General features: G+C 47.2%; 23 protein-coding genes. 5 read left to right on the top strand and 18 right to left on the bottom strand.

Going from position 1 to position 26144, the window contains the following annotated elements:
- Positions 1-137: 137 nt before the first annotated feature.
- The 7 genes from pnpS to LCM00_RS04910 form a co-directional block, all read right to left on the bottom strand.
- Positions 138-1901 carry a two-component system histidine kinase PnpS gene (gene pnpS, locus LCM00_RS04940; protein ID WP_224898483.1) on the bottom strand — a complete coding sequence of 588 codons (1764 nt, stop codon included), beginning with the start codon at positions 1899-1901 and terminating at the stop codon, positions 138-140.
- Positions 1901-2611 carry a response regulator transcription factor gene (locus tag LCM00_RS04935; RefSeq protein ID WP_224898481.1) on the bottom strand — a complete coding sequence of 237 codons (711 nt, stop codon included), beginning with the start codon at positions 2609-2611 and terminating at the stop codon, positions 1901-1903. Before LCM00_RS04935 ends, pnpS begins: the two co-directional genes overlap by 1 nt.
- Positions 2612-2854: 243 nt before the next feature.
- Positions 2855-3331, bottom strand: a complete 477-nt coding sequence (locus LCM00_RS04930) for a MaoC/PaaZ C-terminal domain-containing protein (RefSeq protein WP_224898479.1) — start codon at positions 3329-3331, stop codon at positions 2855-2857.
- 104 nt (positions 3332-3435) lie between these two features.
- Positions 3436-4374: a malate dehydrogenase gene (gene mdh / locus LCM00_RS04925; RefSeq protein WP_224898477.1), complete on the bottom strand. Its 939-nt coding sequence runs from the start codon at positions 4372-4374 to the stop codon at positions 3436-3438.
- A 129-nt stretch (positions 4375-4503) separates the two neighbouring features.
- Positions 4504-5772: an NADP-dependent isocitrate dehydrogenase gene (gene icd / locus LCM00_RS04920; protein ID WP_224898475.1), complete on the bottom strand. Its 1269-nt coding sequence runs from the start codon at positions 5770-5772 to the stop codon at positions 4504-4506.
- Between the two features lie 238 nt (positions 5773-6010).
- Positions 6011-7129, bottom strand: a complete 1119-nt coding sequence (gene citZ, locus LCM00_RS04915) for a citrate synthase (RefSeq protein ID WP_224898473.1) — start codon at positions 7127-7129, stop codon at positions 6011-6013.
- Positions 7130-7500: 371 nt separating this feature from the next.
- The gene (locus LCM00_RS04910) at positions 7501-7959 is read right to left on the bottom strand and encodes a DUF441 domain-containing protein (protein ID WP_224898471.1); all 459 of its coding nucleotides are present in this window, start codon (positions 7957-7959) and stop codon (positions 7501-7503) included.
- A 93-nt stretch (positions 7960-8052) separates the two neighbouring features.
- On the opposite strand from LCM00_RS04910, the gene LCM00_RS04905 reads away from it, so the two are divergent.
- The gene (locus LCM00_RS04905) at positions 8053-8268 is read left to right on the top strand and encodes a hypothetical protein (RefSeq protein ID WP_224898469.1); all 216 of its coding nucleotides are present in this window, start codon (positions 8053-8055) and stop codon (positions 8266-8268) included.
- A 78-nt stretch (positions 8269-8346) separates the two neighbouring features.
- The gene (ytvI, locus tag LCM00_RS04900; protein WP_224898467.1) at positions 8347-9474 is read left to right on the top strand and encodes a sporulation integral membrane protein YtvI; all 1128 of its coding nucleotides are present in this window, start codon (positions 8347-8349) and stop codon (positions 9472-9474) included.
- 80 nt (positions 9475-9554) lie between these two features.
- On the opposite strand, the gene LCM00_RS04895 is transcribed toward ytvI, so the two are convergent.
- The 8 genes from LCM00_RS04895 to dnaE form a co-directional block, all read right to left on the bottom strand.
- On the bottom strand, positions 9555-9941 hold the full coding sequence (locus LCM00_RS04895; RefSeq protein ID WP_224898465.1) for an FxsA family protein: 387 nt from the start codon (positions 9939-9941) through the stop codon (positions 9555-9557).
- Positions 9942-10131: 190 nt separating this feature from the next.
- The gene (gene pyk, locus LCM00_RS04890) at positions 10132-11892 is read right to left on the bottom strand and encodes a pyruvate kinase (RefSeq protein WP_224898463.1); all 1761 of its coding nucleotides are present in this window, start codon (positions 11890-11892) and stop codon (positions 10132-10134) included.
- A gap of 171 nt (positions 11893-12063) precedes the next feature.
- Positions 12064-13023, bottom strand: coding sequence for a 6-phosphofructokinase (pfkA, locus tag LCM00_RS04885; protein ID WP_224899306.1), 960 nt, complete (start codon positions 13021-13023; stop codon positions 12064-12066).
- A 270-nt stretch (positions 13024-13293) separates the two neighbouring features.
- Positions 13294-14271, bottom strand: coding sequence for an acetyl-CoA carboxylase carboxyl transferase subunit alpha (gene accA, locus LCM00_RS04880; RefSeq protein WP_224898461.1), 978 nt, complete (start codon positions 14269-14271; stop codon positions 13294-13296).
- Positions 14265-15131: an acetyl-CoA carboxylase, carboxyltransferase subunit beta gene (gene accD, locus LCM00_RS04875; RefSeq protein WP_224898459.1), complete on the bottom strand. Its 867-nt coding sequence runs from the start codon at positions 15129-15131 to the stop codon at positions 14265-14267. The genes accA and accD overlap by 7 nt, the downstream gene beginning before the upstream one ends.
- Positions 15132-15329: 198 nt before the next feature.
- Positions 15330-15896: a FadR/GntR family transcriptional regulator gene (locus LCM00_RS04870; protein WP_404802145.1), complete on the bottom strand. Its 567-nt coding sequence runs from the start codon at positions 15894-15896 to the stop codon at positions 15330-15332.
- 66 nt (positions 15897-15962) lie between these two features.
- On the bottom strand, positions 15963-17201 hold the full coding sequence (locus LCM00_RS04865; RefSeq protein ID WP_224898457.1) for an NAD(P)-dependent malic enzyme: 1239 nt from the start codon (positions 17199-17201) through the stop codon (positions 15963-15965).
- A 244-nt stretch (positions 17202-17445) separates the two neighbouring features.
- The gene (gene dnaE, locus LCM00_RS04860; RefSeq protein WP_224898455.1) at positions 17446-20805 is read right to left on the bottom strand and encodes a DNA polymerase III subunit alpha; all 3360 of its coding nucleotides are present in this window, start codon (positions 20803-20805) and stop codon (positions 17446-17448) included.
- Positions 20806-21652: 847 nt separating this feature from the next.
- On the opposite strand from dnaE, the gene LCM00_RS04855 reads away from it, so the two are divergent.
- Positions 21653-21988 (top strand): YtrH family sporulation protein, encoded by a 336-nt coding sequence (locus LCM00_RS04855; protein WP_009791343.1) that lies wholly within the window; start codon positions 21653-21655, stop codon positions 21986-21988.
- Positions 21985-22488 carry a sporulation membrane protein YtrI gene (gene ytrI, locus LCM00_RS04850; protein WP_224898453.1) on the top strand — a complete coding sequence of 168 codons (504 nt, stop codon included), beginning with the start codon at positions 21985-21987 and terminating at the stop codon, positions 22486-22488. Before LCM00_RS04855 ends, ytrI begins: the two co-directional genes overlap by 4 nt.
- Positions 22489-22526: 38 nt before the next feature.
- Here ytrI and LCM00_RS04845 read toward each other — a convergent pair whose 3' ends face one another.
- Positions 22527-23459 (bottom strand): DHH family phosphoesterase, encoded by a 933-nt coding sequence (locus LCM00_RS04845; RefSeq protein ID WP_224898451.1) that lies wholly within the window; start codon positions 23457-23459, stop codon positions 22527-22529.
- A 177-nt stretch (positions 23460-23636) separates the two neighbouring features.
- Here LCM00_RS04845 and LCM00_RS04840 point away from each other — a divergent pair, with 177 nt between their 5' ends.
- The gene (locus tag LCM00_RS04840) at positions 23637-23948 is read left to right on the top strand and encodes a YtpI family protein (protein ID WP_224898449.1); all 312 of its coding nucleotides are present in this window, start codon (positions 23637-23639) and stop codon (positions 23946-23948) included.
- 313 nt (positions 23949-24261) lie between these two features.
- Here the strand turns inward: LCM00_RS04840 and LCM00_RS04835 are convergent, their stop codons facing one another.
- Positions 24262-25581, bottom strand: coding sequence for a CBS domain-containing protein (locus LCM00_RS04835; protein ID WP_224898447.1), 1320 nt, complete (start codon positions 25579-25581; stop codon positions 24262-24264).
- 132 nt (positions 25582-25713) lie between these two features.
- On the bottom strand, positions 25714-25965 hold the full coding sequence (locus LCM00_RS04830) for a hypothetical protein (protein ID WP_224898446.1): 252 nt from the start codon (positions 25963-25965) through the stop codon (positions 25714-25716).
- Positions 25966-26144: the final 179 nt, after the last annotated feature.

Genomic DNA, 26144 nt, shown 5'->3' with positions numbered 1-26144 from the left:
GCGGGGTCTGCTTTCGTCTTTCTGGTTTGGCTCCTTGGATGAAGGGGTTTTTCATAAATGATTGTACCAATGGAATATTAAGGAACAATAAATACCATGTAAAGAATGTGTAAACTTAAATCCCCTTATGCACGCATTTATGAAATTTCCCTATGCAGCTGTACTTTAAAAGTTGTCCCTTTCCCCACTTCACTTTCAACCGTAATGCTGCCTTTATGGGCCTCAACGAGATGCTTAACGATTGCAAGGCCGAGGCCAGTGCCTCCGGAATTCCGGCTCCTTGCTTTGTCGATCCTGTAGAACCGTTCAAAAATCCGGGGAATTTCATCCTGTTCAATTCCCATCCCTGTATCCTTAACCACAACCTGAACCTTATCTCCCTTTTCCTCCAGCAATACGGATACTTTTCCGCCCTGAGGAGTATAAGTGATGGCATTGGTCAGCAGGTTGATGAACACCTGCTTCAGGCGGTGCGGGTCTCCATTAATCCATCCATTTCCCGATTCATCTGTATACTCTATATCAATAGCTTTATCTTTTGCCTTTCCCTTCAATATCGCCAGGCATTCGCCAAGCAAGCCGGAAAGATCCATCTCCTGGACAGAAAGCCTGAACCCCTGCTGTTCTGTTTTGGAGAGATCCAGCAGATCCTGGATGAGAGACTGGAGGCGGTCGCTTTCCTTCAATATAATGTCCAGGAAAGCCGATAACGCTGCTTTATCATTCATAGCACCGTCAAGCAGTGTTTCAGAAAACCCCTTAATAGAGGTGATCGGTGTCTTCAGCTCATGAGAAACATTAGCAACAAAGTCCTTTCTCATCTGTTCGAGCTTTTTTAATTCCGTAATATCATGGAAAACCAGCAGGATCCCTTTCCATACATCATTCGTTCCGATGATCGGGACTCCATACACCTCAAAATGCTTGCGCTCAATCCCAACAGGAATCACCATTTGCTTTCTTGTTTTCTGCTCTGTCATGAAGATATCTTCAACCAGGTCGGTTATTTCTTTCTGTTCAATCACTTCATAATAAAGATTGCCGACATAGCCATGAGGCTCCAGGCTGAAGATTTCATAGTACGGCTTATTCACAAGGCTGATATAGCCCCTGCTGTCGATTAAAATTAGGCCGCTGCCCATATTTTCAATCAGAGTTCCCAGCCGGTCCTGCTGCATCTCCTGGGCCTTGACCATATCCTGCAGATTTCTGGCAAGAACATTGATCGAAGAGCTGAGCATTCCGGTTTCATCTATATTGTCCTCATACGTCCTTGCCCGGTAATTTCCTTTTGCAAGCTCAATGGCGACATTTGTAGCAGATTCAATTGGCTTCGTGTATCTTGCAGCGATCTTTGAACCGAGGAGGATGATGACTGCCAGTGCAAGCCCGAGGCTGACGGTCAAAATCCACCAAATCTGCCTGTAGGCTTTTTTCAGCTCTGTCATCTGTGAGCTGAGAAATATATACCCTTCATTTTCTCCACCCTGGATGATCGGCTTCCAATAATAATGCAGATCAAAGCCGCCTTCCACCTCGAAGACTTCCTCATCTCTGCCTGTCTTGCTTAGGATTCCCTTTATAATGCCTTCATGCCTGCTGGCAATGTCTTCCCTTTCACCTTTGCTGTCATACCGGATGGTACCGTCCCCATTGACAATGGTGACACGGACGTCCAGCATCTCCCCAAAGTCCAGGATGGTTTTTTGGCTCAGCGCATCAATTCCCCCGCTGTCCTCAATATAGGTAGAGAGCATCTCACTTTCCTTGATGAGCCTTTCATCAAATGACTTAAGATAATAGCTTTTAAACAGCTGGCCCAGCAGAAGTCCCAGTCCTACCAAAACGGCAATGATAAGCGTGATCAAAGCAAAAAGGAGCCTTGTCCGGAATTTAGTCATCAGCCCTTCGGCTCCTCCAATTTATAGCCGAGACCCCTGATTGTTTTTATATAAGCAGGCTTTTTCGTGTTCTCTTCAATCTTTTCCCGCAGATGGCTGACATGCACATCCACGATTCTTGTATCACCTGCGAAATCATAATTCCACACAGCACTCAGCAGCTGGTCCCTCGTCAGCACCCTGCCTTTATTCTGGGCAAGGTAAAGCAGGAGTTCAAATTCCTTCGGTGTCAGTTCCAGCAGTTCTTCCGAGAAATATGCCTCATAATGCTCCGGGAAGATCTTCAGGCCGCCTATCCGGATAGAATCAGAATCCTCTTCATGCTCCTTCTGCCCGGCCGTCAGCTGGGTCCTGCGCAGGATTGCTTTTACCCGGGCAACAACCTCTCTCGGACTAAAAGGTTTTGTCATATAATCATCAGCGCCAAGCTCCAGGCCAAGCACCTTATCAAATTCATCATCCTTTGCAGTCAGCATCAGGATGGGTATATGTATTTTTTCCTGGCGAAGCTGCTTGCAGACCTCTATACCATTAAGCTTCGGCAGCATTAGATCCAGTACGATCAGATCCGGCCTTTCCTGCAGGGCAAAATCCTTGCCGGATTCTCCATCCATTGCAGTGATTACCTCATATCCTGCCTGTTTCAGGTTATACTCCAAAAGGGTGACAATGGATTGTTCATCATCAACAACTAGCACTTTTTTATCCATAAAGGCCTCCAATAATCTGTATTACCCCTGTAAAAACCCCAAGTACCACAGCTCTATTATAATATATGGTGCTGGAGAAAAAGCAATAAGGAATATACCGGGAAAGAAATATCATTCATTAGATGATTGGGGCCGATGGACAGTCCAGGCAAGAGATTTAAGCTGAACAAATGTTAAAAGACCCGGAATGCTTCCATTCCGGGTCCCATAAACCTTGCATCATTCTCTTGTCGATATCGTCTATTAAAAGTTTTCCAATGCGCTGCCTTCCATTCCTTCCAGGCGGTACGGAGGGCACACAAGGAGAGAACCGCTTAATGCGAGTTCGCCTTCTTCCGTGATGGCCTTAACTTTGATTGTTACTGTGTGGCTGCTTTGGTTTACGTCATCCACCAAAAACAAAAATTCGATTACAGAATAATGGTACACAGGTTTATGGTACTCAATTTCCTGTTTAAGGATATGAGATCCCGGACCAGGCAAATACTTTGAAATGGCCGATGATATGATGCCATTCAGCATGATATTCGGTACGATCGGTTTTTTATATGGCGTCTGGGAAGCATAGTCATGCTGGATATAAAGAGGATTGGCATCATTGGTCAAGCCAAGATAAAGCAGCAGGTCCTTGTCCTCGATGTTTTCAGTCAATGTAAGCTTTTCTCCTGCGGTTATTTCTTCTATTCTCCTGCCCAGTTTGCGCTTTTTTCCTAGAAGCAAGGAAGAGCACCCCCAATTGTTGTAATCGTTTTCATTTTTATGTTTGATAATTCAGTTATTTTCTTTTAAAAAAATCGGGGATATTCCCCCGATTCTATTGATTATCAAGCAAGCACATCCATCACATTCCGGACAGCTTCCGCAGATTTATCCAGCGCAGCTTTTTCGTCTTCTGTCAGTTCCAGTTCAATGATCTTTTCAATCCCGTTAGCTCCAAGGATGGTTGGAACGCCGAGATAAATGCCTTCATAACCGTATTCCCCTTCAAGATAAGCGATGGAAGGCAGCACGCGCCGCTGATCTTTGAGGATTGCTTCGCACATCTCCACCAAAGAAGCAGCCGGAGCATAATAGGCGCTCCCGTTTCCAAGAAGATTGACGATTTCCCCTCCGCCTTTGCGTGTCCGTTCAACGATTGCATCCAGGCGGTCCTTCGGAATTAATGTTTCCAGCGGGATGCCCCCTGCATATGAATAGCGGACTAGCGGCACCATATCGTCTCCATGCCCGCCAAGGACGAAGCCAGTAATATCCTTTACGGAAAGGTTCAGCTCCTGGGCGACAAATGTGCGGAAACGCGCCGTATCAAGGATGCCCGACTGGCCTATTACACGGTTTTTCGGGAAGCCTGACTCTGTGAAGACTGTATAGGTCATGGCATCAACCGGGTTTGTCAGGACAATGATATAGCTGTCAGGAGAATATTTTACAATTTCCTGCGCGACGCTTTTCATGATTTTTTGGTTGGTCTGAACAAGATCGTCGCGGCTCATGCCGGGCTTGCGGGCGATTCCGGCTGTAATCACCACGATATCGGAATCCTTCGTATCTTCATAGCTGGATGTGCCTGTTATATTGGCATCAAAGCCCTGAACAGGACTTGCTTCAAGCATATCAAGCGCTTTTCCTTTTGTAGGGTTTTCCATTTGAGGAATATCTACAAGGACAACATCCCCAAGCTCCTTTTGGGCAAGCAGGAAAGCTGTCGTTGCTCCGGTAAATCCTCCGCCGATTACAGAAATCTTTTTGCGTTTCAATGTCATGAGATGTTCCCCCTTAAGGAATGGTTTGGCACGCAGCCTGCAGCTGGCAGGGCGGCGGCCGGATATTTCCAATTATGTAAGAGGCCGTCCTCAGATGAGAACCGGCCTCCTGTAAAATTCCTGCTGGTCTTACTTCATGTTCTTGATCAGCTCATCGCCGAACTCAGAACATTTCACTTCTGTCGCACCGTCCATCAGACGTGCAAAGTCATATGTCACAACTTTTGATGCGATTGTATTTTCCATAGATTTGACGATTAAGTTTGCAGCTTCAGTCCAGCCAAGATGTTCAAGCATCAATACGCCTGACAGGATAACTGAAGATGGATTGACTTTATCAAGGCCTGCATATTTAGGTGCAGTTCCGTGAGTTGCTTCAAAGATGGCATGCCCTGTTACATAGTTGATGTTTGCTCCAGGAGCGATTCCGATGCCGCCTACCTGTGCAGCCAGTGCATCAGAGATATAATCTCCGTTCAGGTTCATTGTAGCCACTACATCAAACTCGCGCGGACGTGTAAGGATTTGCTGAAGGAAGATATCAGCAATGGCATCCTTAACGATGATTTTGCCGGCAGCTTCTGCATCAGCCTGTGCATTATTGGCAGCCTCTGTGCCCTGCTCTTCTTTGATGCGGTCATACTGGGCCCAAGTGAATACTTTGTCGCCGTATTCTTTCTCAGCCAATTCATAGCCCCAGTTTTTGAATGCGCCTTCTGTGAACTTCATGATATTGCCTTTATGTACAAGCGTTACTGATTTGCGGCCTTCCTTGATGGCATAATCAATAGCTGCACGGACTAAACGGCTTGTGCCTTCTTCAGAAACTGGCTTGATGCCGATTCCTGATGTCTCAGGGAAACGGATCTTATTGACGCCCATTTCGTTTTGAAGGAAGCCGATCAGCTTCTTCACTTCATCAGAGCCTTTTGCGTATTCAATACCTGCATAGATATCTTCCGTATTTTCACGGAAAATAACCATATCAGTATCCTGAGGACGCTTGACTGGAGAAGGAACACCTTCGAACCAGCGTACAGGGCGCAGGCAGACATACAGGTCAAGCTCCTGGCGAAGGGCAACGTTCAATGAACGGATTCCGCCCCCGATTGGAGTTGTCAGCGGACCTTTGATCGCAATCAGGTATTCGTTGATCTGTTCAAGCGTTTCAGATGGAAGCCATTCACCAGTCTGGTTGAATGCCTTTTCACCAGCAAGAACCTCTTTCCAGACGATTTTGCGCTCGCCATTATAAGCTTTCTCAACTGCAGCATCCAATACTCTTGATGCCGAAGCCCAAATATCCGGTCCTGTTCCATCGCCCTCGATAAATGGGACGATAGGATTGTTAGGCACATTTAAAGCGCCGTTCGTTACAGTAATTTTTTCACCTTGCATGGTTTTTCCCTCCAAATTCTTAAGCTTAGGCCGGCACACATCATCCCGGCAATAGGGACCAGCCCGATAAAGCTGGCCGGAATGCCGATCGGTGCGCGGTTTTCTCCTGGAAACGGAAGTGAAATGAACAGCCTATCATTCTATCATGCTGCCATCCTATCCCCTCTAAAAAGAGGCATCCGAATTCCCTTCTTCTATTACATCAATTTTTTACTGAAAAGTAAAATTGTTTACTGTATTATCCGCGTTCAGCAACCGGCACATATGTCTGCATACCAGGTCCTGTATAGTCGGCGCGCGGACGGATAAGGCGATTGTTTTCGTATTGCTCGAGAATGTGGGCAAGCCATCCGGACACACGGCTTACGGCAAAGATCGGCGTAAACAGGTCATGGTCGATCCCCAGGCTGTGATAAACAGAAGCAGAATAAAAATCAACATTCGGCGGAAGGTCTTTCTCGCCTGTCACGATGTCCTCAATCTGTGTTGACATCTGGTACCAGTGAGGCTCACCAGTCAGATGAGTCAGCTTTTCAGACATTTCCCTCAGATGTTTGGCGCGCGGATCGCCTTTACGGTATACACGGTGGCCAAAGCCCATGATTTTTTCTTTATTGTCCAGCTTTTCACGAATATATGAATCTACGTTATTCAATTCGCCGATTTCTGTAAGCATCTTCATGACAGCTTCGTTTGCACCTCCATGAAGAGGCCCTTTAAGGGCGCCGATGGCTGCAGTGACACCGGAATAAACGTCAGACAATGTCGCTACACAGACACGGGCAGTAAAAGTCGATGCATTCAACTCATGGTCGGCATGAAGGACAAGCGCCTTGTTGAAAGCTTCCACTGCGATATCTTCCGGCTCGTTGCCAGTAAGCATATAAAGGAAGTTGGCAGCAAAAGTGAGATCCTTTCTAGGTGAGATCGGATCAAGCCCTTTGCGCACACGTGCAAATGCCGTAACGATCGCAGGCATTTTGGCCTGCAGGCGGACAGCTTTGCGGTAATTGGCCTCTTCATTCATTTCATCTGCTTCCTCATCGTACAAGCCAAGCAGGGACACAGCTGACCTCAGCGCTGCCATAGGATGCACCTTATCAATCGGATACATTTTGAAATGCTCAAGCACTTCCTGTGGAAGCTCCATATCCTCTGCCAGCTGATTCTTAAGCTCTTCCAATTGTTTGGCAGTCGGAAGCTTCCTGTGCCACAATAAATAGATTACCTCTTCAAAACTTGCATTTTCTGCCAGATCATCGATATTATATCCCACATAAGTGAGCGTATCATCGATGATCGAGCTGATAGAGGAAGTAGTCGCCACTACCCCTTCAAGTCCTCGTGTTGCTGTCATATGAACCTCTCCTTTACAAATTGATTTTCCCCTTGCCGGTATGCCTGTAAACATGCCGGCATGTCCAAAAATAGCACCGGTAAAAGATCATTCTGTTCAGCCCGACCGAGCCTGTTGTGTAATAGACTGCAGAGCTGATGCTGCAGGTTTTTGAACAAAGCTCCGCAAGCCTGATATATCGAGCGCTTGCTCGGAACCAGTATTAAAAAAAAAAGAAAATGCTTTCATTTTTTCGTTGCCGCCTTTTACTGATTCTGGCGGCAGGAAACTGTTAAAAGGATACGCTTACAAGTCCTATTATAAACAATTATCTGATATTTGTGAACGAAAAGGCACTCGAAATGTGAAAAAATTATTATTTTTGGAGAAAACTATTTTAGAAATTCAAATAGTCTCATTGCCATGTAAGCGATTCCAGCTCCGATCAATGGCCCGACTGCGACACCCTTAAACAGGGATACGGCCAGGATGGTCCCAAGGACAAGCGCTGCCGTAATATGCGGATCCTCGGTCAGCAGTGTCAGTCCGCCTTTTGCAATCAGTGCGACCGCCATTCCGGAAATCAGGGCAATCCAGGCATACGGCGATTTAAAGGCTGCTGTCAGTTCCTTGAAACCGATATCCCCGCTTGCAATCGGGGCCAGCACCGCGATCGTAATGACCGTAACTCCCCAATTGACTCCTTTAGACTGCAGCACGGAAAATACCTTTGAATCAGCACCTATGGCTTTTATAGCTACCAGCACCATGACAGCGAGGACAAGAGAGTTGTTTTTTGCAGCCAGCCCGATGGCCAGCAGCAGGATCAAAAAAATGAGCGACTGTGACATGTTCTTCTTCCTTCCTTCATACTTTCATTATTTTAACATAATATAAATAAGGTTTTTTATCGATTTGCCTCAAAATCCGCACATGCTGCCACATTGCTTTCCAGGCAGGTCTTCTTCCTGATTCTGATGCTGCTGGTGCTGCTTAATCGCTTTTTCGTTTTGCAGCATATAGAGCAGGACAATGGGCAGACTTCAACGAATATGTCACTAGATGCTGATCCCGGTTTCTTTATCGGCAGCACCAAAAAGATCATAATTTTTCCGGCTGTGCTGAATCTTAATCCAGCCGGGAACGTAAATATGATGTGACACCTGCTGAATAGTGCAGTACTGACAGAGGGCTGCACTGCCAGCGCAAATTTGAATATCCCAAGGAGGAAAAACGGTTTGAATACTGTTTATCTGAATCGATCCCTGAGGTTTATTGTAGTTATTGGAGCAGTCCTCCTGCTTCTGGCTGGTTTATTTTATATTTCAAAGGTAACCTATCCGTTTATAATCGGATTTGCCATTGCGTTCCTCATGAATCCGCTTGTCAATTTCCTCGTCAGGAAAGGGCGGATGCCAAGGGCCCTCGCTGTGCTTATCAGCCTGATTCTTATTTTTGCCTTTTTTGCCGGTCTTATTACCCTGCTGATTGCCGAGATCGTCTCTGGTGCAGACTACCTGGCACAGGTGGTCCCGAATCATCTTGAAACTCTGATTACATATGCTGAAGACTTTTTTGCCGGACAGCTGATCCCGCTTTACAATCAGCTCACCAGTATGTTCAACAGCCTGGATACAGGACAAAAGGATACCATCCTTGCCAATATCCAAAATGTAGGCTCCAGGTTCGGAGCGACCGCAGGATCTTTTATACAATCGTTTTTCGAAAAGATTCCGAATATCCTTTCCTGGTTCCCTAATGCTGCATCGGTCGTGATTTTTTCCCTTTTGGCTACTTTTTTCATCAGCAAAGACTGGTACAGGCTATCCATCCTGGGGAACAGGCTATTGCCTGAAAAGGCAATAGCCAGCAGTGCAACAGTTTTCACCGATCTGAAAAAGGCCTTATTCGGGTTTGTCAAAGCACAGGCCACCCTGGTTTCTATCACGGCCATCATCATTTTAATCGGGCTGCTCATCCTTCGTGTAGATTATGCCATCACGATTGCCCTCGTTGCAGGGATCGTCGACATCATCCCTTACCTTGGCACCGGCCTTATTTTCGTCCCATGGATCATTTACGAGGCCATTGCAGGAGAAATGAGCACCGCAGTGGGTCTCGGGGTCCTATATGTCATCGTGCTCGTACAAAGGCAGGTCATGGAGCCGAAAGTCCTTTCCTCCAGCATTGGCATGGATCCGCTTGCTACCCTGGTTGCTTTGTTTGTCGGCTTTAAGACAATCGGTTTTCTGGGCCTCATCGCCGGCCCTGTAGTCCTGGTTATTATCACGACCCTCCATAAGGCAGGCGTTTTCAGGGATTTGTGGCTTTACATTAAAGGGAATGACCGGAGAAAGCCTGTATGAACAGGCAATGTAAAGAAGAAAGTCTGCCATCCAGGCAGCGGGGAGGTAAGGAACCCGCTGCTCCAGGGCAGACTTTCTTTCTATCTGATAATCTTAATGTTTCCTCTTTGGATTCTGCTCCTGAAGATTTTCATCAGGATATTTTTGAAAAATATCCTTGAAGGGGGCAGCAGCAGAAGGAAACCAGTTATATCTGTAATAAATCCGGGCGTCAGGAGCAGTGTGCCGCCGACAAGGATGCAGATGCCATCCAGGACCGCATCTCCCGGAAGCTGGCCCCGCCCGAGCTGCTCCTGTACCCTGCGGATTGTCTCAAGCCCCTGCTTCTTTGCCAGGTAAGCACCCAGCAGACCTGTACAAATGATGAGCAGGATGGTCAGCCATACACCAATGACCTTCCCTGACAGCAGAAGAACTCCTATTTCAGCTGCCGGGATGATGATCAACAGCAGAAGAATATAGCGCATTTCTTTTCCTCCAGTCTTGAACAGGTGATGGATTACATGCCAGAAGGCACGTTTTCTAAAATACCTGCCTGTCTCTATTATAAAACTGTATGGTCTAAAAGACCAATTATGCAGGAGCAGCGGATCAAGAGTATAAATATTTTCGAAAAAAAAAGAAGAAGGGCAGCAAAACCCTTCTTCTCTTTCTTACTTACAGGACGCTTGCATGTCCATTATAGATAATGCCTCTTCGTGAATCGACAGTGATTTCCTGGCCATCCTTGAAAATGGAAGTGGCGTTTTCCGCACCCACGATGACAGGGATTCCAAGATTCAGGCCGACAACAGCTGCATGGCTTGTCAAACCGCCTTCTTCAGTGATCAGGGCACTGCATTTTTCAATGGCTGGAACCATATCCCGGTCAGAGCCGACTGTGACTAGAATAGAGCCTTGAGTGACCTTTTCGTTTGCTTCTTTCGCATCCTTTGCGACAACCACTTTTCCGAACGCTGATTTGCGGCCGATGCCCTGTGCTCTCAGTGCAGCATCGCCAATCACGTGGATCTTCATAAGATTTGTTGTACCTGCCTCGCCAACAGGGACGCCTGCAGTGATGACAACCAGGTCGCCTGAACCTACAAGTCCGCTGTTCATGCTTTCCTGCACAGCTGAATCGAGCATATCATCCGTCGTGGAAGCTTCCTGTCCAACCTGAGGATAAACACCCCAAACCAATGAAAGGCGGCGTGTAACAGATTCCTTGGAAGTGACCGCAACGATCGGTGCCTTAGGACGGTATTTTGAAATCATCCTTGCTGTATGGCCGCTTTCTGTTGGCGTGATGATTGCATTAACATCAAGATTCAAAGCTGTATGTGCCACAGACTGGCCGATTGCATCTGTGATATTATGTTCATTATCCTTGCTGCGGTTTGAAAGGATTTCTTTATGATCAAGCGCTGATTCTGCACGGGAAGCGATATTGTGCATCGTTTGCACTGCTTCCACCGGATAAGTGCCTGCTGCTGTTTCACCGGAAAGCATGATGGCATCAGTTCCATCAAAGATCGCATTAGCTACGTCGCTTGCTTCTGCACGGGTCGGGCGCGGATTGCGCTGCATGGAATCAAGCATCTGTGTAGCGGTAATAACAGGCTTGCCTTGAATATTGCACTTCTTGATAAGGCTTTTTTGCACAAGAGGAACCTCTTCTGCAGGGATTTCAACGCCAAGGTCTCCGCGGGCTACCATCAGACCGTCAGATACTTCAAGGATTTCATCGATGTTGTCGACGCCTTCCTGGTTTTCGATCTTAGGGATGATTTGGATATGTGAAGCATTATTATCTTCAAGCAGCTGTCTGATTTCCAGAACATCCGAAGCACGGCGCACGAATGATGCAGCAATGAAGTCTACTCCCTGCTCAATTCCAAAAAGGATATCATTCGCATCCTTCTCTGTAATCCCTGGAAGCTTTACAGAAACGCCAGGAACGTTAACGCCTTTTTTATTTTTCAAAGTTCCGCTGTTGAGAATCTTTGTATGGATTTCACTGTTTGCCTTATCAATCTTTGTTACTTCTAATCCAATCAGGCCGTCATCCAGCAGGATTTTAGAGCCTGTGTGGACATCGTCAATCAATCCAGCATATGTAACAGAAAATTTATCCGCATTCCCCAGAACTTCATTCATTGAAACAATGATATTATTTCCGGCTTCAAGCTCGACTGCACCGTTTTCCATATTGTTTGTACGGATTTCAGGTCCTTTTGTATCAAGCAGGATTGCGACCGTCTTGCCAGTGCTCTTTGAAGCTTCGCGGATATTTTTGATCCTCGCTCCATGTTCTTCAAAATCTCCGTGTGAAAAATTCAGACGGGAAACGTTCATTCCAGCTTCAATCAGCTGTGTCAATTTCTCAATACTTTCACTGGCAGGGCCAATCGTACACACGATTTTCGTTTTGCGCATATTTCACAAACCTCCTGATATATTTGCACAGTCAGATTCCACTTACTGTGCCTGGGCTTGCTTCTGCAAGCCATGCGTTTATAATCCAGGCATCCCGGCTGCTGATTCCGATCCTGAGCCGGCCCGGATGAAAAAGGCGGGGAGGCTTCCTCGCAAGCCTCCGCCATTTTTTTAAATGGAAAGCTCCTGTGACAGCTTGTACAAGTCAAGGTCGACGGTGTGCTTTCTGCCCAATGCTTCAATAATATCATAATCAACCAATTTATTCTGCTCCATGCCTACTGCACGGCCGCCTTTGCCATCCAGCAGCAATTCCACAGCCCTGGCGCCGAGCCTGCTGGCCAGCACACGGTCAAAAGCAGTCGGAGATCCGCCGCGCTGGATATGGCCCAGTGTCGAAATCCGGTTATCAGTGCCGGTGGCTTCTTTCAGCTGCTTTCCGAACTCATGGCCGCTGCATACACCTTCGGCAACCACAATGATACTGTGCTTCTTGCCGCGTTCATTCCCTTTTTGCAGGCGTTCTGCAATATCATTCATATCATAATTTTCTTCCGGGATGAGAATGGTTTCCGCTCCGCCTGCAAGGCCAGCCCATAGGGCGATATCGCCTGCATTCCGGCCCATCACCTCAATGATGAAAGTCCTTTCATGAGACGTAGCTGTATCGCGGATTTTGTCAATCGCATCAATTACTGTATTCAAAGCCGTATCGAAGCCGATTGTAAACTCTGTACCAGGGATGTCATTATCGATTGTGCCCGGCACCCCTACACAAGGATATCCTTGCTCAGTCAGGGCTTTGGCGCCCATGTAGGAGCCATCCCCGCCGATTACGACAAGGCCGTCAATGCCATGTTTCTTGAGCTGGTCGATTCCCTTTTGCTGCCCTTCTTTTGTCTTGAACTCTTCGCATCTTGCTGAATAGAGCATTGTGCCGCCGCGGTGGATAATATCGCCGACTGAACCGAGCTCCAGTTTCTTGATATTTCCGCTTATCAAGCCTGCATATCCGCCAAAAACGCCATATACTTCGATTTCATGGAAGATTGCCTTTCGGACTACGGCACGGACAGCTGCATTCATTCCAGGAGCGTCCCCTCCGCTAGTTAATACGCCAATTCGTTTCAACATAATCACCTCATTAATTGTCAATAGCAATAAACTATGTAAGTGGATAAAATAGGAAAGATATATATTTGAGAGGATAATCCATACCCTCTTATTATAAACATAATAGCAGGGAATATTTCTAAAATACCATGAAGAATGGTCTATCTCAACTTAATCATGCACGAAACAGCAAAAGACGGAATTATCGCTAAAATGAAAGCGTTTAACTCAAAAGCATACCGCTTTTCACAACTTGAGTAAAAGAAAAACGTGCTGGAAGCACGTTTTTTAATTTACCCCAATATAGTCATTCAAAAACGAGTATTCCCCGATTGACTTGTATTTATCATATCTTTGGCTGACAAGCTGCTCCACTGGCAAGCCTTTCAATTCCTTCAGTGCTGAGTACAAAATGCTTTCGATTTCGAATGCCTGTCCCCTCACATCTTTATGGGCTCCCCCTTTGATTTCCGGGATCACTTCGTCAACAACTCCCAGCTCCTTCAGATCCGGAGCGGTGATCTTCATTGACTCTGCCGCCCTTTTCGCCTGGGCTGCATCCTTCCAGAGAATTGCTGCTGCCCCTTCTGGTGAGATGACGGAGTAGGTGGAGTTTTCAAGCATCATAATGCGGTCCCCGACTCCCAATGCCAGGGCGCCCCCGCTGCCGCCTTCACCGATAACAACACAAAGGACGGGCACTGTGAGGCCAGCCATTTCAAACAGGTTGCGGGCAATGGCTTCACTCTGCCCCCGCTCTTCTGCTGCCTTCCCGGGATAAGCGCCTTTCGTGTCAATGAAGCAAATGATCGGACGGCCAAATTTCTCTGCCTGCTTCATCAGGCGGAGGGCCTTGCGATATCCTTCAGGATGAGGCATCCCGAAATTCCTGCGTATATTTTCCTTGGTATCCTTGCCGCGCTGCTGGCCGATGACTGTGACAGGAAGTCCCCTGAATTTCGCAATACCTCCGACAATCGCTTCATCATCCCCAAACGCCCTGTCTCCATGGCACTCAAAAAAGTCAGTAAAGATGTGGGATATATAATCAAGCGTCGTCGGCCGGGAAGGATGGCGTGCAATCTGCACCCTGTCCCAAGGCTTCAGATTCTCATAAATATCCTTCTCCAGCTTCTCAAGGCGGTTCTCAAGCTTGGTTATTTCGTCAGAAAGGTCGACTTCTGCATTTTTAGTAAAATCCTTCAGTTCGGCAATTTTCTTTTTCAGTTCAACGACAGGCTTTTCAAATTCAAGCTCTCCTACCATTCGAAGTCACCTCCTTGATGAATGCTGAGTATGTTAGCTACTTTCTCCTTTAGTTCCGGCCTTGGCACCACTGCATCAAGCTGGCCATGCTTAAGCAGGAATTCAGAAGTCTGGAAATCCTCAGGCAGTTCTTCCCTGATCGTCTGTTCAATGATCCTCCGGCCCGCAAAGCCGATCAATGCCCCCGGCTCTGCCAAATTGTAATCTCCCAGTGAGGCGAAGCTTGCTGAAACGCCTCCGGTAGTAGGATGGGTCATGATCGAGATGATCAGGCCGCCATTATCGCTGAAGCGTTTAAGCGCAACGCTCGTCTTGGCCATCTGCATAAGGCTGAGGACCCCTTCCTGCATCCTTGCGCCGCCGGAAGCAGTGAAAATGATGAACGGTACAGACAGCTCATCCGCTTTCTCAATCGCCCGGGTGATTTTCTCCCCGACAACAGACCCCATGCTTCCCATCCGGAATGTTGAATCCATTACAGCTACAGAGACTTTCATGCCTTCTACTTCACCAGTCCCCGTTACGACAGCCTCATTGATGCCTGTCTTCTTGCGATCCTTCTCCAGCTTCTCCACATAATCAGGAAAACCAAGCGGATTCTCGGAAATCATATTTCCATCCAGCTCTTCAAAAGTATGCGGATCAAGGAAGCTGTTAAGCCGCTCGCGGGAATTCATGGAATGATGGTGCTGGCAATGGAAGCATACTTTTAAATTCTTTGACAGCTCTTTCGTATACATGATCTTTTTGCAATTAGGACATTTCGTCATAATTCCCTCTGGAACATCATGCTTTGCGGTTTCCGAAGGTATGGTTGCATATTTCTTCTTTTTGGGTTTACTGAATATATCTTTAAGCAAGGTGAACCTCCCCCATTCGTTACATAAGCAATTAATATCAGGCAAATGCCTCAGAAACTATAAGCCCCAATATACTTAAATACTGCTAAAGAGCCAGTGGTCAGACCACCGCCCTAAAAAACGAAGCCTCTTCAGGCATTTCGTATGTTTGTCCCTATCAATATAGAACAATCGCGTTGCAGAATCTGCAAAAAACTGTCACCGCTGAATCGACAATTTCCTTAACTCCCGGTACACTCTCCTGACTTCGGATTCTTTCCGGGTGGAAAGAGCATCGATAAGACCGGTATACTCTTCGAGTCTGGCATCCGTCCCTTGCAGATGCAGTGAATTATAATAATCCTTCAGGATCAGCCACATTCTGATGAACAGATGGTTATCCGCCAGGCTGACAATTTTGTAAAAAAAATCATCATCTGCAAAAGCGGATGAATTCACCCACTTCCGCAGCTCCAGAAGCTGGGCATCTTCTGCCTTGTGCATAACCAGCCAAAGGCAGTCCATCTCTATCAGGTATTTCGTTTCCCTGACATCATGCTTTGATTTTTCATCCTGCAGGATGAATGTACTCAATAATTGTACAAGCTGGTGCCCCCTGAAGTCACGGATGAATGTCCCTTCCCCGCGCCTTGTCTCTATAAGGCCAAGCAGTTCAAGCGCACGCAGCGCTTCCCGGACGGAAGAGCGTCCGACATTCAGGCGCTCTGTCAGTTCCCGTTCAGAAGGCAATTTGTCCCCAGGCTTCAAGCCATCCTCCTGGATCATCGATCTTAATTCTTTCACGATTTCAACATATACTTTGGAGCCTTCCGACAAATTCACGCTCTCTGATCACTCACTTTTTCCAATGACTGCAAGTCTGCTTGTTTTTGCCTTTACTTCTTCAGGATCCACTTTGATCCTGGCAACGCCCGTCTCCATTGCTGCCCTCGCTACCGCTGCAGCCACCGCCGGCGCAACTCTCGGATCGAATGGTCCCGGAATGACGTAGTCTGCAGTCAGCTCTTCGGTGCTGACCAGGCTGGCAATTGCTTCGACCGCAGCCACTTTCATTTTCTCATTTATATGTGTTGCCCTCACATCAAGGGCTCCGCGGAAAATTCCGGGAAAAGCAAGGACATTGTTCACCTGGTTAGGGAAATCCGACCTTCCGGTGCCCACTACCATTGCACCTGCCTCTTTTGCTTCTTCAGGCATGATCTCAGGATTAGGATTGGCCATCGCAAAAATAATAGGGTCCTGCTTCATCGTCCTGACCATATCTGCTGTCAGGGCACCTTCTACAGAAACTCCAATAAATACGTCTGCATCGACGATGACATCTGCCAGGCTTCCTTGCTTATTGTCACGGTTTGTGTATTTCGCCACTTCATTTTTAATATCATTCATGCCCTGCGGACGGCCCTCATAAATGGCGCCTTTTGTATCGCACATGATGATATCCCTGACGCCATAGCTGTACAAAAGCTTAATGATGGCAATTCCGGCAGCGCCTGCACCATTGGCTACGACTTTGACCTCATTCATCTTCTTTCCGGCTAGCTTAAGGGCATTGACCATCCCTGCAACTGTCACGATTGCTGTGCCATGCTGGTCATCGTGGAAGATCGGGATATTGGTTTCTTTTTTCAGCCTTTCTTCAATCACGAAGCAATTAGGAGCCGCAATATCCTCCAGATTGACGCCTCCAAAGGTTGGCTCAAGAAGCTTTACAGTTTCAACGATCTTATCAATATCGGTTGTATTCAGGCAGATGGGAAAGGCATCAACGCCTGCAAAGCTTTTAAAAAGGACCGCTTTCCCTTCCATTACAGGAAGCGCAGCCTCCGGGCCGATGTTGCCGAGTCCAAGCACGGCTGTCCCGTCTGATACTACAGCAACCATATTGCCCTTCATTGTATACTCATATACTGTTTCCGGTTTATCATATATCGCCTTGCACGGCTCAGCCACTCCCGGCGAATAAGCAAGGCTTAGATCCTTGGCATTCCGTACCTGGACCTTGGATTTCGATTCCAGCTTCCCCTGGTTTTCGCGGTGCATATGCAAAGCTTCTTCTCTTAGTGTCAAAACGGCTCACTCCTTCGTTTAAGCAGAAAGGTTTCATTTGCTATATTATTAAATGACTTATTTTTAGTGGTCTGACCAGTCAATCTATTTACCAATATAACATATCCTGATTTGATGTAAAGACAAAACAACCGGTCCTAATGTCGGATTTTCGCCCGTCCCTGCCTAATTTCAGGAAGACTTGCTGCTGTAACCTTTCGGCCGGAAGAAGGAAAATTCCTGCCTGAAACAGGCAAGAATTCCACTATTTTAAAATGACATTTTCAGTGCCCAGCACGCTGCCCAGATCTTTCAACAGCTTTTCTGAAGCATCTGCTCCGTTTCCTTCTGCCAGGCGGATCGTCTTTTGAGATCCTGCATAATGCAGGACGACCGGAACTGATCCAGGGTTATTCCCCAGGATTGCTTTGAGCTCCTTCAGGCCTTCAGCTGTTTCTATATTTTCAGGGACCTTCAAATATAAGGTCCTCTCATGTTTGCCTGCTTCTGCTGCTGCCTGTCCCATATCTGCCGCACGGTTCACAATAAACTGCCTCTTTCCATCCCGCTCCTCGGCTTTGCCTTCCAAGAGAAGGATCGCTCCCTGCTTCAGAAGTGCTGAATCCCTTTTATATACCGCAGGGAATACGACTGCCTCCATTTCTCCGCTCTGGTCATTCAGGGACAGGAAAGCCATGGCCTCACCCTTCTTCGTCCTGATTTTTTTTACTTCTGAAAGATAAGCGGCAGTCCTTATATTCCGGCTGCCAGGTTCCATATCTGCCAGCTGTGTGACACCGAGTGAAGCAAAACTGGCAGCATACACGGAAACAGGGTGGTCTGACAGATAAAGTCCAAGATACTCTTTTTCATACTGGAGCTTATCTTCAATGCGGATGGGGTCATTTTCCGCGTACTTCGGCTTAATGGAAAATTCATCGCCAGAGAAGAAATCCTCCTGGCCGGACTCATCCGGCTTAACCAGTTCTGCATGCTCAATCGCTATATCCAGGGTGGCAAGCAAAACAGCGCGGTCCTCCCCGAATTCGTCGAAGCTGCCGGAATGCACAAAGGCCTCCAGAATTTTCCGGGTGGCTGACTTTGCTGGTACCCTCATGCAAAAATCAAACAAATCCTCAAAACGCTTCTGCCTTCGGGCGTGGAAGACATCCTTCAGGACAGAGGCGCCTATCCCTTTCACTGCTGCAAGGCTGTAGCGGATGCCGCCGCTCTCTGCCTGGAAGCTATAGCCGCTCGAATTGATTGATGGCGGAAGAAGCGTGAGCCCCAGATGCTTCAGCTCACGGATATACTGGGCAAGCTTATCTTCATTGCCTGAAGCCTGTGAAAGGAGTGCGGCCATAAAGTTCAAAGGATAATTAGCTTTCAAATAAGCAAGCTGGTAAGCGATAAAGCTGTAGGCGACAGCGTGGCTTCTGTTAAAGCCGTAATTTGCAAAACGCACAATCAGGTCGTAAACTTCCTGAGCTGTTTTCTCGTCATACCCGCTGCTCACGGCACCTGATGCAAAATGGGCCCTCTCCCGGTCCAGCACATCCTTCTGCTTTTTGCTGACAGCCCTTCTCAGCAAATCTGCTTCTCCCAAAGAAAAGCCGGCCATCTTGGAAGCAATCTGCATGATTTGCTCCTGGTAGACAATGACCCCGTATGTTTTCTCTAAATACGGCTTCAAATCCGGATGCGGGTAAGAAATCGGCTCCTTCCCATGCTTTCTGTTAATGAAGGATGGGATATTTTCCATCGGCCCCGGCCTGTATAAAGCATTGACTGCCACGATATCTTCAAATCTGGTCGGCTTCAGCTTCTTGAGCACGTTCCGCATCCCATCGGATTCAAGCTGGAAGACACCTGTCGTTTCCCCGGAGCTCAGCAGTCTGTATGTCTTTTCATCATCCAGGGGAATCTTTTTTATATCGGGTTTCTTTCCTGTTTTCCGCTGAATGGAGGATAAAATCGTTTCAATAAGGGAAAGATTGCGCAGCCCGAGGAAGTCCATTTTCAAAAGGCCGGCAGCCTCCAGATGCTCCATTGAGTATTGTGTCAAATAGACTCCTTCATGGCCCTGCTGGATTGGAACCACATTAACGAGGGGAAATTCGCTGATAACCACACCTGCAGCATGTGTTGATGTATGCCTTGGAAGCCCTTCGATTTTCAGCGCTGTTTCAAATAACCTCTTATTCAGGCTGGATTCCTCCGTAAAAGCCCGCAGTTGTTCTGATTCTTTGTAGGCTGTTTTCAGGTTTGTGCCCGGTCGGGACGGGATCAGGCGCGAAACCTGCTCAAGCTCTTTTGCATTCAGGCCGAACACCCTTCCGGTATCCCGCATTGCCGCTTTGGCTGCCAGCGTGCCGAAAGTAATAATTTGGGCCACATGGAGCTCGCCGTATTTTTTTGCGACGTATCTGATGACCTCATCCCTTCTATGGTCTGGGAAGTCTATGTCAATATCAGGCATGGATATCCGCTCCGGATTCAGGAAGCGCTCAAACAGGAGCTCATGCTCAATTGGATCTGCATCGGTTATATAAAGGACGTACGACACCATGGATCCGGCCGCTGATCCCCGGCCAGGGCCAGTAAGGATGCCGTTTTCCCTCGAGAATTTAATAAAATCCCAGACAATCAGAAAATAATCGCTGAACTTCATTTTTTTAATGATGCCTAACTCGTATAGAAGGCGTTTGCGGTGAACCTCTGAAGCATCAGGATAGCGCTCCGCAAATCCCTTCCAGCACAGCTCTTCCAGCAGTGTATCTGCATCCCCCTCCGAAACAGGGTATTTTGGCAGATGCTTCTTATCAAGCTCCAGCATGACATTGCACTGCTCCATGATCTTAATGGTGTTCTCCAAAGCTTCAGGGCTTTCTGTGAAAACCTCTGACATTTCTTCTGCTGTCTTAAGATAATATTCATCGTTTTGAAGACGGAAGCGGTTTTCGTCCTGCAGTTTATCGCCATTTTTGATGGCCAGAAGACATTCCTGGGCAAAAGCATCTTCTTTTTCGGCGTAAAACACCTGATTTGCCGCAGCGGTCTGGATGCCATGCTTCACAGACATTTCCTTCAGCTTCCTGTTTATCTTCTTTTCTTCAGGGATGCCATGATCCTGATAGGCCAGATAAAACCGGTCTTTTCCGAAAATCTCTGTATAGAGGAGAATGGATTCAAGCGCCTTATCTTCTTCACCGCCCGCAATATACTGCTCGATTTCCCCTTCCAGGCCCGGCGTAAGGGCAATAAGCCCTGAGGAATAATGCTTCAGCCATTTGACAGGGATTCCCCCGTCCGCTTTGGTTTGAAGAGTGCTCGTTATTTTCAGGAGGTTCTGGAAGCCTTCCTGGTTTTGGGCCAGGAGAACTAAAGGGCTCGGCCCCTTTTCCCCTGCCCCGGATTCGATATCTGCACAAAGCCCGATGATTGGTTTAATAGAATGCTTGAGACATTCCTTGTAAAACTGAACCGTACCATACATTACATTCCGGTCTGTCAAAGCAATGGCGCTGAAGCCTTTCTGCTTTGCCCGCGCAACAAGCTGTTCAACCGAAACCGTACTTGTCAGCAGGCTGTATGCACTATATACATGAAGGTGAATAAATGACATAAACTCACACCCTTAATCCGTCGTTCCGGGCACAAAGCCTTGCAGGGAATCTGAACCTCCCCCGCCGGCTCCGCACTAGAAAGAAAACTTTTATAATATCAATTATAGAACGTCCGTTTCCAAAAAGAAAATACGAAATGCGGAAAAGCCTTGCTCAGCCCCGACAAGCATAAGGCGCTTAGGAATAGAAGGCGTTCTTTCCCTTCAATTCCTAAGTGACTTATGACTCGAGGGGCTAGGCTTTGGAGCTGGACAATAGAAAAGCGGAAGCGGCTCGCCCTATTAAAGAACGCAGGCTAAGAACGCCACGTCCTGTGGCAACGCCTGCATGACCCACATCCTGTGGGCCCAGCATAAGACGAGCAGGACGGAAGGTTGTCCTTTAACCTTCCGTCCTGATTGGCTTATGACTCGAGGGGCTAGGCTTTGGAGCTGGACAATACGAAATGCGGAGGGAGCTTGCCCAGCCCCGACAAGCTTAAGGCGAGCAGAGCGAAAGGTTCGCACTTTAACCTTTTGATCAGCTTGACTTAAGACCTCGAGGAGCTAGCTCCCGTAGCTGGACGAAAAGAAATGCGGAAAAGCCTTGCTCAGCCCCGACAAGCATAAGGCGCTTAGGAATAGAAGGCGTTCTTTCCTTCAATTCCTAAGTGACTTATGACTCGAGGGGCTAGGCTTTGGAGCTGGACAATACGAAATGCGGAAAAGCCTTGCTCATCTGCCTTAAAAACCCCTCCAAACTTTCCTGATCATGAACATAATAGCTGAAGTTTGTCCATAAGATGGAATAGGAGAAGTTTATGAAACTTTTAAACGAGCGACTATCTCGATAAGGAAGGATTACACTATGAAACACCAGCCATTTTTTGCTTCAATGATGGAAAGCTATTTTATTGCACTGGGTGTTTTGATCGGCGGATCGATTATCGGGGGGCTTGCAGCTTTCCTGACCGGAAAGCCGCCTCTGACTGAGGTGTTCCGCCTCTCCAATATGATCAGGATCTGGGCAATCGTCGCCGCGATCGGGGGTACTTTTGATGCTGTATACAGCTTTGAAAGAGGGCTGTTTCAGGGAGAGACAAAGGATATTTTCAAACAGTTCATGCTCATTCTTTCCGCATTGGGCGGAGCACAAACGGGAGCATTGATCATCAGCTGGCTCACACAGGAGCATATATCATGAGGATCCCTCCTTACTACAGGAAGCCGGCATGGCAGCAGCTGTTTGCCGGCATGGCCATTGGCGGCGCTGTCAGCTGGTTCATCTTTTTGTTTATCTTCGGCGTATGGCAGGAGGATTATAGTTTTAAGATAGAAAAACAGGAAGAAACAATTGCAGGGCTGAGAAATGATATCAAGCTATGGCAGGAGAGCTTCAAGGAACAGAACAAGAAAAGCCTTAAACAGATGACTGTCCAGGAAATAAAAGTAAAAATAACCAATGCTGAAAAATATAAGCTTGATACATTAAGTGTGCTCCAGGTCGAGGACAGTGTCAAGGAAGATATAAGGATCCTCGTTGCCAAGGATATGGAGAGTGTCTCGAGAAGCACAGGACTGATCAGGAAAGTCATCGAAAACCGGACATTCCGCATTAATGATAAAAGATACCGCCTGGAAGTAAGTGAAATGGTTATTTTCACAACATTGACGATTTCCCTGAAGATATCTTTTGAAGAATAAGGACAGGGCGCCTATTATACCGGCGCCCTGCCAGTCTGTTACTGGCAGATTTCTTCCAGATCTTTGATGACATTGTTCTTTTCTTCCCATGAATGGATGGAAGCACCTGCTGCCAGGGGATGTCCCCCGCCTTTATACTTTTTGGCCAGACCATTGATGACCGGCCCTTTTGAACGGAGGCGGACTCTGATCTGGTCTTCTTCCTCTATAAAGAATACCCACGCTTTGATTCCCTGGACATTGCCAAGCACCCCGACAAGAAGGGATGCATCTGAAGCCTTAATTCCGTATTGCTTCTGTAGCTCCCTGCTGATAGTCACGGATGCTGCCCCGTTTGCAAGAACCTCGAAATTCTGCAGGACATATCCGTTCAGTTTGACCACATTCGGCTTCAGCTCGTACATCTTGTCATAAAGATCTGTACGGGAAAAGTTATAGCGGATCAATTCACCAGCAATTTCAAAGGTTTTTTCCGTTGTGCTCGGAAACAGGAACCGTCCCGTATCCCCGACAATCCCCCCGTATATCAGCCTTGCTGCCTCATCAGACATCTTTAAGCCGGCATCCTTCCCATCCAGGTAGAACTCATAGATCATTTCACTGACAGAGCTGGCATCGGTATCAACCCACATAAGGTCGCCATAAGGATCTTCGTTCGGGTGATGGTCGATCTTAATGAGCTTATCGCCCATCGTATATCTCTGATCACAGACACGCTCCTGATTGGCTGTGTCGCACACAATGACCAAAGCCCCTTTATAGGCTTCATCCGGGATGCTGTCAAGCCGCCTCATGAAGTTTAGCGACTCTTCCTCCTTCCCGACCGTATATACCTTTTTTTCCGGGAAAGAAGTTTTAATGATTTCCGCAAGCCCGCCCTGGGAGCCGTATGCATCAGGATCAGGCCTTACATGGCGGTGGATGATGATGGAATCATATTTTTTTATTTCATCAAGAATTTTTGATTTCATTGTGATCTCCTTTTAGAAAGAATATCTAATTATTAGCATAAAAGAATCAAAAGAAAAAGAAACGCCTGCTCTTTTTATGGCTTTTCCTCCTGATTATCGTTAAAATAATAGAGGTGCCGGCTCAATATCGGCTGTCACTTATACTAATCTTAAGAGAATGATCCCGGAGGAATTCAAATGCCTGTTTTAGTCATACTGATTATTATTTCCATTGCATTCTATGTATTCTATAAAATAAAGACTGTGAGAAGCCAAAGGCCTGCGGAAAAAAAGTGGCTGTCTGCCAAGTCAAGCATCGCGCTGGGGCTGTTTGTCGCCTTATTCGGCATCAACCAGCTCTTCCTTTACAGCACAACTGTCACCTATATTGTCGCTGCTGTCTTCATTATTCTCGGCGGAATCAATGTCTGGGCAGGCTTTAAAGCCTACCAGCACTATCTCCCATATGCCGCTAAGGAAGCAGAAGAAATTCGCAAACAGCAAAATTGAAGCCTTTTTCAAAAAGCCGTTCCTTATGGAAGCGGCTTTTATTTATGGGCTTGGTTTAAGATGCGGATGCTGCCTCATGGCAAGCAGCTTCCGCTTTTATCTAACAGTTATTGCTCTTCGATCTTCGAACACTGTCTAGCTCCAATGCCTAGCCCCTCGAGTCATAAGCCACGCTGGAATTAAAGGCAAAGAACGCCTTTTATTCTCAGGCGTCTTATGCTGGGCCCACAGGATGTGGGTCATGCAGGCATTGCCACAGGACGTGGCGTTCTTAGCCTGCGTTCTTTAATATAGCAAGGCTTTTCCGCATTTCTTAATGCCGGTCAATGAGCTGGCACATCATCATGGCTTTTCCTACGAGGATGCCTTCGCTGAAGACTTCCACGTCCACTTTGCCGAATTTGCGCCCTGCTTCAAGTATTTTCGGGACGATTTCGAGTATGCTGTCGATCTGGACGGGCTTTAGGAAGTAGATGGTCATATTTTCTACGACAAGGTCCCCTTTTTTATAGCTTCTAAGGACTCTGTTGGCTGCTTCGGTGACAATGGTTGTGAACACGCCGTAAGAGATGGTGCCGAGCGGATTGGTCATTTGGGGGCTGACCTCGCAGCGGTATACATCTTCTCCCCTTGCCTTTCCGCGCGACAGGACCAGCTGGCTTGTTACGGTATCATCTATCGTCTCACCCACCTGCGGCTGCCTTTGGATCATCTGCAGCGCCTTGAGCACATCCTGCCTGCTGATGATTCCCTGAAGCCGGTTTGTCTCATCTGCAACAGGAAGGACCTCGATGCCTTCCCAGACCATCATATGGGCGGCAGAAGCTACACTTGTCTTTCCGTTTACAGTCATCGGGCTTTTGGTCATCAGTTTATCGATAGCTGCGTCCGGAGCATGTCCCATAATATCCTTGGAAGTGATCATGCCCTGGATTTTCATATTCTGATCCACGACAGGGAAGCGGCTGTGAAGGGTTTCCCTGTTGCGGATATGCCAGTCTGAAACTGTTTCAGATGAATAAAGGAATACTGTTTCCTGAAGAGGGGTCAATATATCCTCTACCATGACAATCTCTTTTTTGATCAGCTGATCATAGATGGCCCTGTTGATCATCGTGGCTACAGTAAACGTATCATAGCTTGTAGAGATGATTGGCAGCTGAAGGTCATCTGCCAGCTTTTTGACTTCATCATCCGTATCAAATCCGCCTGTGATCAGGACCGCCGCCTCTGCTTTCAGGGCAAGCTCATGGGCGCGTGTCCTGTTCCCTATGATCAGCAGGTTCCCGGCGCCTGTATAGCGCATCATGGCTTCCAGCTTCATGGCGCCGATCACGAATTTGTTGAGAGTTTTATGGAGGCCGTCGCGCCCTCCAAGTACAGTCCCGTCTACAATATTGACCACTTCAGCAAATGTCAGTTTTTCAATATTCTCTTTTTTCTTCCTTTCGATCCTGATGGTGCCTACTCTTTCAATCGTGCTCACATAGCCTTTATTTTCAGCATCCTTGATTGCACGGTAAGCTGTCCCCTCACTCACTGACAAGGCCTTTGCTATTTGCCTGACGGATATTTTTTCACCGATCGGAAGCTCATCTATATATTGCAGAATTTGTTCATGCTTAGTAGCCAAAACCTTCACCCTTTATTTAAAATTGCTGTTCATCTTGTAAAATTTTCTTATTTTATTATAAGGTGAATTCCCGGCCGATTCAATTTTACTATTGATGTTATAACAATTGTCCGCAGAACTGACGCCTTCAGGCTACTTGCTGAAGCTCCTGGCCGGCCTCTTTTTCCTTTTGGCTGCTGCTCCCGCAGAAAGCCTTGCCTTCGCTTTGGCTTGCGAAAACAGGAGTCCGGATAAATTGCCGGCCACCACAAACAGGGCCAGCAGCAGCCAGGCCCCGGCAAAGATGCCTTCCGCCCCCGGGCTTTCAATCGACAGCTTGGGGACCGCATAGTATAGCATCATCCCGCACAGCAGGATACACAGTAAATACCGATTGTTCTTCATTGCAACTCCTCCTTTTTCTATTTTATATCTATGCGGACATGCCTGAAAAAGACCTTTAGAGAAGAAGGGTTTGGCTTGTGACCTCGGCGCAGCTGCTGGACGTTGATCAAGAATTGATATTTATCCCAAGACTTACAATTCATAAATTCCTACACAGAAAAAAAGAAGTGCAGCCGCAG

The organism is Bacillus infantis (assembly GCF_020171945.1).
Taxonomy (GTDB): domain Bacteria; phylum Bacillota; class Bacilli; order Bacillales; family Cytobacillaceae; genus Bacillus_AB; species Bacillus_AB infantis_A.
Note: the sequence above shows the minus strand (reverse complement) of the source record. Positions and strands in the feature narration are given on the sequence as shown.

Bases quoted from the DNA above. Each gene is read 5' to 3' on its own strand.
- pnpS (WP_224898483.1), bottom strand. From the start codon at position 1,901: ATGACTAAATTCCGGACAAGGCTCCTTTTTGCTTTGATCACGCTTATC.
- LCM00_RS04935 (WP_224898481.1), bottom strand. From the start codon at position 2,611: ATGGATAAAAAAGTGCTAGTTGTTGATGATGAACAATCCATTGTCACC.
- mdh (WP_224898477.1), bottom strand. From the start codon at position 4,374: ATGACATTGAAACGCAAAAAGATTTCTGTAATCGGCGGAGGATTTACC.
- icd (WP_224898475.1), bottom strand. From the start codon at position 5,772: ATGCAAGGTGAAAAAATTACTGTAACGAACGGCGCTTTAAATGTGCCT.
- citZ (WP_224898473.1), bottom strand. From the start codon at position 7,129: ATGACAGCAACACGAGGACTTGAAGGGGTAGTGGCGACTACTTCCTCT.
- LCM00_RS04910 (WP_224898471.1), bottom strand. From the start codon at position 7,959: ATGTCACAGTCGCTCATTTTTTTGATCCTGCTGCTGGCCATCGGGCTG.
- LCM00_RS04895 (WP_224898465.1), bottom strand. From the start codon at position 9,941: ATGCGCTATATTCTTCTGCTGTTGATCATCATCCCGGCAGCTGAAATA.
- pyk (WP_224898463.1), bottom strand. From the start codon at position 11,892: ATGCGCAAAACGAAAATCGTGTGTACGATTGGCCCTGCCAGTGAAAGT.
- accA (WP_224898461.1), bottom strand. From the start codon at position 14,271: ATGGTAGGAGAGCTTGAATTTGAAAAGCCTGTCGTTGAACTGAAAAAG.
- LCM00_RS04870 (WP_404802145.1), bottom strand. From the start codon at position 15,896: ATGATCCAGGAGGATGGCTTGAAGCCTGGGGACAAATTGCCTTCTGAA.
- dnaE (WP_224898455.1), bottom strand. From the start codon at position 20,805: ATGTCATTTATTCACCTTCATGTATATAGTGCATACAGCCTGCTGACA.
- LCM00_RS04855 (WP_009791343.1), top strand. From the start codon at position 21,653: ATGAAACACCAGCCATTTTTTGCTTCAATGATGGAAAGCTATTTTATT.
- ytrI (WP_224898453.1), top strand. From the start codon at position 21,985: ATGAGGATCCCTCCTTACTACAGGAAGCCGGCATGGCAGCAGCTGTTT.
- LCM00_RS04845 (WP_224898451.1), bottom strand. From the start codon at position 23,459: ATGAAATCAAAAATTCTTGATGAAATAAAAAAATATGATTCCATCATC.
- LCM00_RS04840 (WP_224898449.1), top strand. From the start codon at position 23,637: ATGCCTGTTTTAGTCATACTGATTATTATTTCCATTGCATTCTATGTA.
- LCM00_RS04830 (WP_224898446.1), bottom strand. From the start codon at position 25,965: ATGAAGAACAATCGGTATTTACTGTGTATCCTGCTGTGCGGGATGATG.